This is a genomic window from Methylobacterium sp. J-077 (assembly GCF_022829365.1).
Lineage (GTDB): Bacteria > Pseudomonadota > Alphaproteobacteria > Rhizobiales > Beijerinckiaceae > Methylobacterium.
Window position 1 is genome coordinate 1 of the sequence record NZ_JAKSYJ010000214.1, and the last position, 12,370, is coordinate 12,370.

A 12,370-nucleotide genomic window follows, 5' to 3' on the forward strand; every position below is an offset into this window, starting at 1 on the left:
GTTTCGCGCCGTGGGGGTGGATCATCGGATCGGGCATCTACGCGGACGACACGGCGGCGCAGATGCGCCCGACCCTGATGCGTCTACTAGGAGGTGCATCCATCGTCGCCGCGATGATCGGTCTTTTCGCTACGCTCATAGGCCGTAGCGTAGTGCGGCCGCTACGCGCCATGACGGCATTCATGACCAATCTCGCCGCAGGAGATCTAAGCCGGGAGGTGCCAGGCGCGGAACGCCGCGATGAGATCGGCGCGATGGCATCGGCAGTTCAGATCTTCAAAGACGGCCTGATCCGCATGAGGGCGCTGGAAGAAGAGACGGCGGAGTCCCGCTTGGCCGCCGAGGAACAGCGCAAGACCGGCATGCGCCAGATGGCCGAGAACTTCGAGCGGGCGGTCGGCGGCATCATCGGCATGGTGTCTTCGTCAGCCACCGAGTTGCGGGCGACAGCACAGACGATGACAGCCACCGCGACCGAGACGGCGAGCCAGTCGACTACGGTCGCGGCCGCGGCCGAGGAGGCAGCCAGCAACGTCAACACGGTCGCCGCCGCAGCGGAGGAGCTGGGCTCATCCGTCCAGGAGATCGGCCGGCAGGTCAGCGGCTCGGCTGAACTTGCACAGCTTGCCGTGTACGAGGCCGACCAGACCGGGGCGCTAGTGCAGGAACTAAGTGCCGCGGTAGCGCGGATCGGCGACGTAGTTGGACTAATCTCGACTATCGCCGGACAGACCAACCTACTAGCGCTCAATGCCACCATCGAGGCCGCACGGGCAGGCGCCGCTGGCAAGGGTTTCGCCGTCGTCGCCTCCGAGGTGAAGGCACTCGCCGAGCAGACCGCCAAGGCCACGAGTGAGATCTCGGGTCAGATCACCCGTATCCAGGCTTCGACAGGCCAGGCCGTCACATCGATCGGCGGCATTACCGGGCGGATCCGCGAGATCAGCGGTGTGGCCACATCGATCGCGGCTGCCGTTGAGCAGCAGGTTGCGGCCACCCAAGAGATCGTGCGCAACGTCAGCCAAGCCGCGATGGGCACCGGCGAGGTGACGAGCAATATCTCGGGTGTGGCAGGCGCGGCCGAGGAGACCGGAGCGGCGGCGAGCCAGGTGCTTGGGGCGGCCTCTGAGCTGTCGCGCCAATCCGAGCATCTTGCGGCCGAGGTCGGACGCTTTCTGGCAACCGTGCGTGTGGCGTAAAGCGTTCAGGCTTTCCAGGGTGACACTCGACCAGGTCAGCGAAGGGGCCACTCCCCCACTTCACGAGCAAGTCGCCCTTTCTGCTTTTTGAGGCCGGCCTCCAGCCTCTGTGCACCCGACGTCGTGCCGAATTGGGCGCACAGGGCAAGGCACAAGCCCCTATCGTTGCGAAGAGGATCGCCAGCGCGCCAGGGGGCTGTGTCAGCCGCTGATAGGGAGTAACGGGAGAGTACCGGGGTCAGGGGTCAGCCGCTGATCGAGAACGGCGTTACCTCGTTCCGCAAGGATGGCGAAAAAGATCCATTCTGACCCTTCCTGCGGGCGTTCCGCATATCAGTTTCGCCAGCGCCTAACGCGTAGCTTGGACCAACTTACAATCGATCGGCCTGAGAGGAGCATGCGTCGGTAAGGCCTTCACGCCCCTGTGACATCGGCGTCGGGACCCATTGCGCACGATCGACTGTTCCCCACGCCCACAGACGAAAGAACGTTATGACCAAGCTCATTCTCGCCGCGGCTTTTGCTGCGGTGCTTGCTACCCCTGTCTCTGCACAGGTCTTCGAGACCCCGACCACCACGACCGTGATCGTCCCACCCGGCGCACCCGGTGTCGTCACGCGCCAGCCTGGCTCGACTGGGGAGGAAGGCGCCATCTCCTATTCGCCGACGGGTCGTGCTGCCGATAGCATCTCGAACGACTCGGCTGCTGCCGGTAACGAAGGGCAGCCTTCGCGGATGGGGTCGACGGGCAGCGGTGGCGGGAAGTAGGCGTTATCGACAATCGCCAAATACGTGATGTAATCGCCGCCACCAAAACTAGAGGCCGTTCTTCCGATTGGAGAGAACGGCCTTTCATAATTTGTGCGCGTCGACGTCAAACTATCTGATTGCACAGAATAGTTGACCTACTTTGATGGTGTTGCTGGGCTATTGCCCGATGGGGCTTCTGCCTGTTGCTTAACTGGTGCCTGAGGATCTTCGCCGGGCTTGTAGGTGGTCGGGGCGGCTGGCACTGGCCGATCCTTGTTCTGCGCGGCTGACTTCCCGCCAGGGTTGGGGGCGTCTTTGGCTGCGGACTCCTCCCGCGGGACCGGCGCTTGGCTCCAGCCATCCTGGGCGCTTCGGTCCTTGTCGCCCATCGCATCGAAGCCCTTGATCTCGCCGGGCTTAGTCTGGGCCTGCACGGATGCGGTGAGTGCCAGAGTTGCGAACGCGGCAAAGGCCATGCTCAGTGCAAGGGGAGAGCGGACCATCGTCTTGTCTCGGCTGTCGTAGAAATATTTAAGAGCAACCTGTCGCGCCGTCGGCATGTTCCAGCTTCACAGAGCTGTTTCAAAAACCGAGATCGCACCGCCGATGCCCAATTTAATTCTCGACCGTGAGAATAAAGGGGCTACGCCCATCCTGCCTGCGCACATCGAGGACACAGTCCGCGCTATCGCGGATCTTCATCACGATCATCATCGTAAAGCCACGGCGGTTCAGCGCACCGTCGCCCGCATGACCAGCACTGTCGGACGCCCACGCTTCGTCGGCGTCCTCACTTTGGCGATCTTCGCCTGGGTCGGCCTGAACCTCATTCTACCAGCCCTCGGTCACGCCAGTCTCGATCCGCCACCCTTCGCGTACATGCAGGACGTTGGCGGCGTCCTGAGCCTATACGTCACCAGCCTGATCCTGATCACGCAGCGGCACGATGAGCAGCTGGCAGAGCACCGCGCTCAGCTTACCCTGGAACTCGCGATCGTTTCCGAACAGAAGAGTGCCAAGATCATCGCTCTGCTAGAGGAGATGAGGCGTGACCATCCCCACCTCACCGATCGGGTCGACGATGAAGCGGAGGCGATGGCGCGGCCGGCGAACCCCCAGGCTGTGCTAGACGCTATCAAGGACACGCATGGCGACCTGCCTTCAACCGAGGTGCAGATTACGCCGGCGTGATCCCAGACCCGTTTTAGCGAAACAGCTCGTAGATCTATGACGATGGAACTCTAGCCGCCACAACTACATCCGTGAACGACGCATGTGGGTACGCCTCCGGTGAGGGCCGCGGTCGAGGGCATCGCGCTCTGCGCTGAAGCCTGACCTTAATGCTGGCGTTAAGGTCGGCGGGTCGGGGTGATGCGGGTCGAGGTCCTGGAGAATACCGAACGGCGGCGGCGCTGGTCGTTCGACGACAAGGCGCGGATCGTCGAAGCCGCGTTTGAGACTGGCGTGTCGGTGTGTTCGGTGGCGCGCCGGCACGGGATCGCCCAAGGCCTGCTGTTCACTTGGCGGCGTCAGGCGCGGGAGGGCCGTTTGGGCGGGGACGCGCAGGCCCCGGTCCTCGTGCCCGTCGCGATCGCCCCGGAGCCGTCACTTCGTGTTCCCGCTGCGCAGTCGGATGATCCGCGTACTCCAGCGCCGCCGCGCCGGCCTCGTCGCAAGAGTGGCGTCATCGAGATCGATCTCGGCGGCGGTCGGCGTCTCACGGTCGACCGGGACGTCGACGCCGGAGCTCTGCGTCGGGTGCTCGATGCCCTGGAGGGCCGATGATCCCGCTGCCGGCCAACGTGCGGGTCTGGTTGGCGACCGGCCACACCGACATGCGCAAGGGCTTTTCCAGCTTGGGGATAATCGTCCAGGAGACGCTGAAGCGCGATCCCCACTCCGGGCACCTGTTCGTGTTCCGCGGCCGGCGCGGCGACCTGATCAAGGTGATCTGGCACGATGGCCAGGGCGCGTGCCTCTACACCAAGCGGCTCGACCAGGGCCGTTTCCTGTGGCCGTCCGCGGCGGACGGAGCCGTGACGATCTCGACGGCGCAGCTCGGCTACCTGCTCTCGGGCATCGACTGGCGGATGCCACAGAAGACCTGGCGTCCGAGTACGATCGGATGAGGATAACGCGTTACAAAGGCTGAGCAATATGCTCTTCTCTCGGGCGTGCCGAACGCGTCCGAGCCCCCGCCGCTTCCCACCGATCTCGCTGCCGCCCACGCCATGATCCTGGCCGAGCGGGCGGCGCGGCTCGTGTCCGAGATCGCGGTCGAACGGCTCAAGCTGGAGGTCGCCCGGCTGCGGCGGGAGCGCTTCGGGGCCTCCTCGGAACGCAGCGCCCGGATCGACCAGCTCGAACTCGTCCTGGAGGATCTGGAGGAGACGCTGGCCGAGACGGACGCGCAGGCGGCTGCCGAGCCCAATGCGCTCCCCGGTGTAGCTTCCTCGCGGCGCAAGCCCGCTCGTCGACCTCTGCCCGAGCACCTGCCGCGCGAGCGCGTCGTCCATCCCGGCCCGACGACCTGCGCCTGTTGCGGCGGGGCACGCCTACGCCACCTTGGCGAGGACGTCACCGAGACCCTGGAGCGGATCCCGGCGCGCTGGGTCGTGATCCAGCACGTGCGCGAGCGCTTCTCCTGCCGCGACTGCGAGACCATCGCGCAGACCCCGGCTCCCTTCCATCCGATCCCGCGGGGCCGGGCCGGCCCGAACCTCCTGGCCGAGGTGATGATGGCCAAGTTCGGCCTGCACCTGCCACTGCATCGCCAGAGCCAGCGCTTCGCCCATGAGGGCGTGCCGATCGACGTCTCGACCCTGGCCGGCTGGGTCGGAGCCGTCACCACTGCCCTGTCGCCTCTGGTCTCCCGGATTGAGGCCCATGTTCGGGAAGCCGAGCGCCTCCATCTCGACGACACGCCGGTGCCGGTTCTGGCCAAGGGTAAGACCCGCACGGGCCGGCTCTGGACGGTGGTGCGCGACGACCGCCCCTTCGGTGGACCCGAGCCGCCGGCGGCGGCCTACTTCTACTCTCCCGACCGCTCCGGCGCGCATGCCGAGACCTGGCTCGGCGACTTCCACGGCATCGTGCAGGCGGATGCCTTCTCGGGGTTCGGCCGCCTGTACGAACCCGGCCGCAAGCCGGGTCCGATCCACGAGGCGGCCTGCTGGGCCCATGCCCGACGCAAGTTCTTCGAGCTGGCCGATCTGAAGAAGGCTCCGATCGCGATCGAGGCGGTGACACGGATCGATGCGATCTTCGCCATCGAGCGCGCCGCCAATGGTCTTGCCCCCGATGAACGCTGCGCGCACCGCCGCGCACGCTCGGCTGCCCTCGTCACCGACCTGGAGACGTGGCTGCGGGAGAACCGCGCCAGACTCTCGGCCAAAGCGCCCACGGCAGCGGCGATCGACTACCTGCTCAAGCGCTGGACCGCCTTCACCCGGTTCCTCGACGACGGGCGCATCTGCCTCTCGAACAACGCCGCCGAACGCTCAATCCGTCCCATCGCGGTGGGCCGCCGCAATTGGACCTTCGCCGGCTCGGATGCGGGCGGGCATCGTACGGCTGCCCTCTACACGCTGATCGAGACCGCCAAGCTCAATCGCATCGATCCGCAGGCCTGGCTCGCCGATGTGCTCAGGCGTCTGCCCGACCATCCGGCCCAGCGTATCGACGACCTTCTGCCCTGGAACTGGACCCAGCCTCAGCCCCAGCAGATCGCAGCCTGATACCCCGTCGGAACCACGAACGCGGCCTTCACCGTAGGCGTACTGACCAACGGTCAGGTCGAGCGGATGAACCGCACCATCAAGGACGCCACGGTCAAGCGCTACTACTACGACACCCACGACCAGCTCCGGGCGCACCTGCAGCTGTTCGTCGACGCCTACAACCATGCCCGTCGGCTGAAGACCCTGCGCGGCCTCACGCCCTACGAGCATGTCCTTCAGGTCTGGACCAAAGAGCCCAAACGCTTCAGACTCGATCCGTCACACCTCATCCCGGAACCAAACACGCCCGGGCACATGGCGCACTTCGTCCGCGACACGGTGCGGGAAGCGCTCGACCTCTCGGCCATCCTCGACACCTACAGCGAACAGCGCGGCTACCCACCCTACCATCCGGGCATGATGGTGGCGCTCCTGCTCTACGGCTACAGCCGCGGCCTGTACTCCTCGCGTCAGCTCGCCCGGGCCTGCCAGGAGCGGGTCGACGTCATGGCGGTGACCGGGCTGAACCGGCCGGACTTCCGAACCATCGCCGACTTCCGCAAGCGCCACCTCGTGGCCCTGTCCGACCTGTTCATGCAGGTGCTGCGTCTGTGCCGGGCGGCTGGTTTGGTCCAGTTCGCCCACGTGGCGGTAGACGGCACCAAGGTGAAGGCCAATGCCTCCCGCCACAAGGCGATGAGCTACGGACGCATGAATACGGCCGAGCCGGCGCTGGCCGCCGAGGTCGACGCCTGGCTGGAGCAGGCGCGCGAGGCGGACGTGGCCGAGGATGAGGCGCAGGGTGCGACCCGTCGTGGGGACGAGACGCCGGACTGGATGGTCGACAAGCAGCGACGGCTGGAGACGATCCGTGCCGCCAAGGCTGCGCTGGAGGCGGAAGCGGTCGACCCGCCCGACCCCGAGGACGAGAGCGGGCCGGGTGCATCCTCGGGCATGCGTTGGCAGGGGCGGCCTCTGCGCGGTGAGGACGGCGGTCCGCCCGACCGGGCCCAGCGCAACTTCACTGACCCGGACAGCCGCATCCTGCCCACCCGCGACGGGTTCGTGCAGGGCTACAACGGGCAGATCGCCGTCGATGCCGTGCGTATTCCGACGAAGCCGGCCGGGGTTTCCGATTTGAAGCCGGCCATCATCCCGAGGCGAAGCCGGCCACCGGTCCGATCTGAAGCCGGCCAGCGACGGGGCACTCCCGCGGGTCTGGGGTGAAGATCATGAGGTCGGTTCAATAGGTCAAGCGGTCGGCTCGGCCGCCTTGCGTTTGCGCAGGCTTTCGCCGGCGAGCTCAATGCGGTTGGCGTTGTGCAGCAGCCGGTCGAGGACGGCATCGGCGAGCGTGGGGATGCCAATGATCTCGTACCAGCGATCTACCGGCACCTGGCTGGTGATCAGGGTCGAACCGGCGTCGTAGCGGTCCTCGACGATCTCCAGGAGATCGCGCGCCTGTTCGGGCAGGAGCGGCTCGGGGCCCCAATCGTCGAGGATCAGCAGGTTCACCTTCGCGATCTGGCGCAGCAGCCGGCCGTAGCGACCATCGCCACGCGCGAGGCTGAGCGACGCAAACAGGCGCGGGACCCGGTAGTACAGCACCGAGAGGTCGTCCCGGCAGGCCTTGTGCCCGAGCGCGCAGGCCAGCCAACTCTTGCCCACACCGCAGGGACCGGTGATCACGAGGTTACGCCGGGTCCGGATCCAGTCGCCGGTAGCGAGCTTGAGGAACAGGGCCCGGTCCAGGCCGCGATGGCTGCGGTAATCGACGTCCTCGATACTGGCGGGGTGGCGCAGCCGTGCGGCGCGGGCGCGGGCCTCGAAGCGCTTCTGCCGCCGGGCCGTGGCCTCGTGGTCGAGGAGCAATCCGAGCCACTCGGCGTGGCCGAGGGCCCGAGCCTCCGGGTTGGCGTCGAGCGCCTTGAAGCCCGAGGCCATGCCGCTCAGGCCAAGTTCGTGCAGGAGATCGAGCGTGGGGTGGGTGAGCATCGACGTCTCTCTCAGTGGAAGTAGCGCGGGCCGCGCAGGTTGGGGTGGAGCATCACCGGGACGGCCTCGGCCGGCGGGGCCGCACGGTCGAGGCCGTTGGCCAGGATCGAGGCGATGCTCTTGTAGGTGAGCGCGTCGAGCGCCACGGCTCGGGCCGAGGCCGCCTCCGCCCGGCCGGGGTCGAGCCCGCGGTAGAGGCGCAGAATGCCCAGACAGGTCCGGAAGCCCTGCTCGGGATGGGGCCGGTCGTGGAGGATGGCGATGACCAGCCCCTCCGTCTCCGGCCCGATGCCGCGCGCCCAGCGCCGGAAGTGCTCGGGGCTCCACTCGGCGTAGCGGCGATGGGCACTGGGCATGTGGTCGGGATCGGTGCCGTGCCGCCGTCCGGTGTAGCGGCGGTCGTGGGCGGCGACGCGCTGGCCGCGATGGAACACCTCGACGGTGCGCGCCGTGAGGCGGACGTCGACCTGCTCGCGGATCAGGGCGTGGGGCACCGAGTATAGAAAGCCGCCCGCCTCGACGTGGTAGTCGAGGTTGACCCGGGCCAGCCGCCACTCGGCGAAGGTGTAGTCCTGCTCCGGCAGCGGCCGCAGCGCCGCGCGCTCCATCGCTTCGAACAGGACGCGGCGCGTCGTGCCGAGCCGGCGCATGCGGTGGGCATTGATGCGCTCCACCATCACGGCGATGGCGGCGTTGCACTCGGTCAGGGAGAAAAACGTCTGGCGACGCAGCCGTCCCAGGATGTAGCTCTGGGCGAAGCGGACGCCGGCCTCGACCTTGGCCTTGTCACGCGGCTTGCGGGGCCGCGCCGGCAGGACGCCGACACCGTAATGTTCGGCCATCATCCCGTAGGAGCGGTTGAGCTCGGGGTCGTAGAACGACGCCTTGTGGACCCCGCTCTTGAGGTTGTCGGGCACGACGAGGCGGGGGACGCCGCCGAGGAAACGGAACAGGCGGACATGCGCGCCGATCCAGTCGGGTAGCGTCTGGGTCCAGGTCGCCTCGGCGTAGGTCAGGCTCGACGCGCCCAGCACCGCCACGAAGATCTCGGCCTCGCGCACGATGCCGGTGGCCGGATCGACGATCCCGACCTTCCTGCCGGAGTAATCGACGAAGACCTTGTCGCCGGCAGCATGGTGCTGGCGCATCACCGGGGTGAGCCGACGCTCGAACTCCTGGTAGAGATCGCAGAACCGAGAGTAGCCGTAACCGTCCGGATGAACCTCCCGGTACTCTTCCCAGAGCACGGTGAGATTGACCCCGGGCCGGCGCATCTCTCGGACGACGGAAGACCAGTCCGGCTCGGGCAGCCGGCGCATGCCCTGCTTCACCCCGGCCCGGGCGAACAGGCGCTGCTCCAGTACCGCGTCGGTGACCTCGGGGCCGAGCGGCCAGGTCAGGCCGGCGGCGCTCGCCCGGGCGAGATTGTCCTGCACGGTCGAGCGGGCGATGCCCAGCGTTCGCCCGATCTCTCGCGAACTCACCCCGTCGCGGGCGAGACGCAGCATCTGTTTGATCTGTCGCATGGTCAGCTCTCTCCTGGCCGGCATCCCGCTCTCCTCGTGGTCGAGGACAGGGATGCCGCGGTTGCTGACCCGCGGGGATGATACGTCGCCGATACTGACTACCGAGTGGCCGGCTTCATCTCGGAATGGTGGCCGACATCAAATCGGAATGCTGGCCGGCTTCGCGTCGGAATGGGTGGCCGGCTTCCGTCGGAATCCGCATTGATGCCGCGCATCAGGTGATCGTCGCGCACCGCCTCGTGACCAACTCGGCCGACTCCCGCGCCCTCGTGCCGCTCGTGGACGACGTCCACACTCATCTCGGGCGCAAGCCGCGGGAGCTCTCCGGCGATGCCGGCTTTGCCAACGAGGCGCACCTCGTCGCGCTGCAGGAGCGGCGGATCACCGCCTACCTGGCTCCGGGTCGGGCGCGTCATGGCGAGGCGAACGCGGCCGGCCGCTGGAGGCTGACGAAGATGCAGTTGATGAGCGCGATGGCTGTGCGCCTGAAGCAGGCTGGCCGCCGCAGCCGCTATCGCCTCAGGAAGCAAATGGTCGAGCCCGTGTTCGGGCAGATCAAGCAGGCCCGGGGCTTCCGACAGTTCCTGCTCCGCGGCCTCGATCAGGTCCGGGGCGAATGGGCGATGATCTGCACCGCCCACAACCTCCTCAAACTGGCGAAGGCCAGGCACTGAGCCCAAAGCCGACGCACACGTCTGCCCAAACTTCGACGCTCATCCCACCTCAGGAACTCGTTACCCGGACGGGCTCCTAGCCCAACGCAGCGCCGCACCGGTAGACAGCCCTTCGGGTCGAAAGGCGGTGTTTGTCTAACTGTTCAAGGTGCGAGGACATCATGGTGCTGCGTAGACGTGGACGTAATCGACCTGCATGGTCATCGTTCCGGATGAAGGGATCGTCACCGGCCAATCCTGGCTGATCGCGAGATCGAGCAGCGGAAAAAATGGATCGACACCGGTAGCGGCGGCCAGAGGAACTCGACCCTTTTCGACTCCGTCGAAGTAGACGATGATCTCAGTAGACGTAATGCGTGCGCCATAGGTGTGGAAATCGGCACTGGTGTTCGGCAGCTGTCGAACCTGGACCTGAGCGTCACCAGGGCTACCCCTCGGAACGCGCCATGCATGCTGGGTGAAGACGTAAGAATTTACGTCGTGCCCGTAGGCCTCGACCACATCCTCCTCCACGGTGATCGGTTGTTTGGTCTGATCGATGCTCGCGACGTTGAGCAGCCAGAAGCCGGGCCACGCACCAGGCACATCTGGAAACTTCATGCGCGCCTCGAAGTAACCTTGCCGTTGCGCCACGCTGGTCCGACCATCTCGGAACCCGGCCGAGAGGTGTCCGGAATACCATTTCCGCCCCCATCGCTCGGGATCCTGATACGCCACATCGTGATGCGCCGTGATCGTCAGGACGCCGTCGCCGACGTGATAGACGCTGGCAAATTGCGGCTCATTTGGGCCAACAAAATGCGCGCCTCCCCATTGGCCGCCGTCGCTGTTCGGTTTACCGCCGACGTACCATTTGGTGCGATCGACACTCGAGCCGTCGAATTCATCGGCGAACACGAGGGTGAGACCGGCCGATGGCGAAGGGGCCGCCGCCGCATCTCGCGAAGGCGCCGATAAGGTGAGCGAAGGCATTCCCGAGAGCAGCGCCAGCCCCGCGACGATCGTCACGATGGAAAGCGTGGCGGTGAATATGCGTTTGTTCAGTATCATCGAGGGGTTACTCAGAGCGTCGCGTTTCGTTCCCGTAACGCGACCGTCGAGATCCGCTCGGGGCGGATTGCTTCATGCGTCCACGAGCTGTAAGTGCTACAGATCATGCGCCCGCGCGTGACGCGCGTGCGGAGTTCCAATGGATTGCAGGAAGGACAAACCCATTGGAAGCCTTTCCTCCCGGCTGAAGATGGCTAGCGCGTGATATCCGGGACCGATCACATGAGACTCTCTGGTCGGGCTTGGGCCGTTCTCGCAAGTATTCAGGCGTGGATTGCGACTATACTTGAATTAATTCGCCGCGTCTCAGCTCGGCATCCACTGGTCCTCCGGTTTGGCAAAGATGCTGGATCCGGGGCGAGGTAGTATAAGGTGCCGTTTAGCTCCGTGGCGTTGGCGACCGTACAGCACAGAAGTCTGTCCACGCCATAGCACGTAGCGCTCAGGTGCCAGCGCCTCGACGAAGTCGGCTTCGATTTGGCACAACATGATGCCGTCGTGCCTGGGCACGTTCGCAGCTCGGCGGACGGTCGGTGAGCCGCGACACGCACGAAAACGGCGGGCAGACAGGATGTGGTGTGGGCGGCGGTCGGGCCTTACACAACGGTCGCGGAAGCGATCGCGAGGGTGCACGCGCCCTCCCCAGACCGGCCCGGAACGATGATAGCCTCGGCGCCTGGCCGTAAGTACGTCAATCCGGCATGGCAGCCTCGTGCCTTCCAGGCGCGGGCGCCCGATCGGGCCGAACGGCCGTGGCGGGGCGGGCCCGTAGACCTCCGCGTCGAGCCGCGATCGGTCCACCGTACGGCGCCGGCAACATCGCTTTGAGGAAAAGCTCGGGCGCCGGCCGCGTGACAAGACCCATTCGCCAGGCGTCACGGCCGTACGCCACGCGAGCCATAGTGGTGGCGCTGGCGCCGACCTACTTGGAGCCGCCCGGCGGGGGGACCCGCCGGACCGGTCGCGCTGTTGCCGCGCGCATCGCGATCTCGCCGCTCCGTCCAGCGGACCCGGCGGGAGCATCGCCTGACGCCAGACCGGATCCACGCCGTAAAGCGCCCCGACGACGCGTCCGTCGTCGCGACGATGTAATACCAATCCTCACGGATCAGAACTCATGAGCCCAGGCGCGCAGTCCGATGGAGGTGATGCGCCAGGGTCGGTCGATGAGGGTGTTCCAGGCGTGGCAGCAGTGGTCGAGGATGTCAGCGTAGAATTTGAAGACGCGGTTGCCGAGCCAGTTGTCGCGCATGAACTGCCAAAGGTTCTTCACGGGGTGGAGTTCGGGCGAGCGAGCCGGCAGGGGCAATAGTGGGATTGGGATTGCCCCTTTTCTGTGGACGGTTCAGGGGGCTTGGCTAAGCGGGGTCTCGGGCAACGGGTCGGAGCGGGTTTCATTCTCGTAGACGACGGGCGAGCGGTAGCCGAGCGCCGAGTGCCGGCGCAGCGGATTGTAG

Annotated in this window: 10 protein-coding genes and 4 pseudogenes; 9 read left to right on the plus strand and 5 right to left on the minus strand. The window is 66.3% G+C overall.

From position 1 onward, the window contains the following. Together MKL11_RS25900 and MKL11_RS25905 are read left to right on the plus strand one after the other, a co-directional pair. A partial coding sequence (locus MKL11_RS25900; RefSeq protein ID WP_243948505.1) for a methyl-accepting chemotaxis protein occupies positions 1-1,199 on the plus strand: 1,199 nt, incomplete at its 5' end. A gap of 492 nt (positions 1,200-1,691) precedes the next feature. Further along, positions 1,692-1,967, plus strand: a complete 276-nt coding sequence (locus MKL11_RS25905) for a hypothetical protein (protein WP_243948506.1) — start codon at positions 1,692-1,694, stop codon at positions 1,965-1,967. 137 nt (positions 1,968-2,104) lie between these two features. Here the strand turns inward: MKL11_RS25905 and MKL11_RS25910 are convergent, their stop codons facing one another. Next, the gene (locus MKL11_RS25910; RefSeq protein ID WP_243948507.1) at positions 2,105-2,509 is read right to left on the minus strand and encodes a hypothetical protein; all 405 of its coding nucleotides are present in this window, start codon (positions 2,507-2,509) and stop codon (positions 2,105-2,107) included. Here MKL11_RS25910 and MKL11_RS25915 point away from each other — a divergent pair. The 6 genes and pseudogenes from MKL11_RS25915 to MKL11_RS25940 form a co-directional block, all read left to right on the plus strand. Further along, positions 2,508-3,140, plus strand: coding sequence for a DUF1003 domain-containing protein (locus MKL11_RS25915; protein ID WP_243948509.1), 633 nt, complete (start codon positions 2,508-2,510; stop codon positions 3,138-3,140). The two genes, MKL11_RS25910 and MKL11_RS25915, sit on opposite strands and share 2 nt — an antisense overlap. A gap of 180 nt (positions 3,141-3,320) precedes the next feature. Beyond that, positions 3,321-3,734 carry an IS66-like element accessory protein TnpA gene (gene tnpA, locus MKL11_RS25920; protein WP_243948511.1) on the plus strand — a complete coding sequence of 138 codons (414 nt, stop codon included), beginning with the start codon at positions 3,321-3,323 and terminating at the stop codon, positions 3,732-3,734. Continuing rightward, positions 3,731-4,078 carry an IS66 family insertion sequence element accessory protein TnpB gene (gene tnpB / locus MKL11_RS25925; RefSeq protein ID WP_243948513.1) on the plus strand — a complete coding sequence of 116 codons (348 nt, stop codon included), beginning with the start codon at positions 3,731-3,733 and terminating at the stop codon, positions 4,076-4,078. The genes tnpA and tnpB overlap by 4 nt, the downstream gene beginning before the upstream one ends. A 102-nt stretch (positions 4,079-4,180) precedes the next feature. Continuing rightward, positions 4,181-5,686, plus strand: coding sequence for an IS66 family transposase (gene tnpC, locus MKL11_RS25930; RefSeq protein ID WP_243948522.1), 1,506 nt, complete (start codon positions 4,181-4,183; stop codon positions 5,684-5,686). Between the two features lie 45 nt (positions 5,687-5,731). Continuing rightward, a pseudogene (locus MKL11_RS25935) lies at positions 5,732-5,971 on the plus strand (integrase core domain-containing protein); the annotation flags it as partial. Between the two features lie 3 nt (positions 5,972-5,974). Then, positions 5,975-6,769 (plus strand): annotated as a pseudogene (locus MKL11_RS25940) (transposase); the annotation flags it as partial. A 150-nt stretch (positions 6,770-6,919) separates the two neighbouring features. Here MKL11_RS25940 and istB read toward each other — a convergent pair. Further along, positions 6,920-7,663 carry an IS21-like element helper ATPase IstB gene (istB, locus tag MKL11_RS25945; RefSeq protein WP_243948515.1) on the minus strand — a complete coding sequence of 248 codons (744 nt, stop codon included), beginning with the start codon at positions 7,661-7,663 and terminating at the stop codon, positions 6,920-6,922. Positions 7,664-7,674: 11 nt separating this feature from the next. Beyond that, on the minus strand, positions 7,675-9,189 hold the full coding sequence (gene istA / locus MKL11_RS25950; protein ID WP_243948517.1) for an IS21 family transposase: 1,515 nt from the start codon (positions 9,187-9,189) through the stop codon (positions 7,675-7,677). 194 nt (positions 9,190-9,383) lie between these two features. On the opposite strand from istA, the pseudogene MKL11_RS25955 reads away from it, so the two are divergent. Next, a pseudogene (locus tag MKL11_RS25955) lies at positions 9,384-9,863 on the plus strand (transposase); the annotation flags it as partial. 159 nt (positions 9,864-10,022) lie between these two features. Here the strand turns inward: MKL11_RS25955 and MKL11_RS25960 are convergent. Further along, complete coding sequence (locus tag MKL11_RS25960; RefSeq protein ID WP_243948520.1) at positions 10,023-10,913, minus strand: family 16 glycosylhydrolase; 891 nt, start codon at positions 10,911-10,913, stop codon at positions 10,023-10,025. 1,108 nt (positions 10,914-12,021) lie between these two features. Further along, positions 12,022-12,231 (minus strand): annotated as a pseudogene (locus MKL11_RS25965) (IS630 family transposase); the annotation flags it as partial. Positions 12,232-12,370 lie beyond the last annotated feature (139 nt).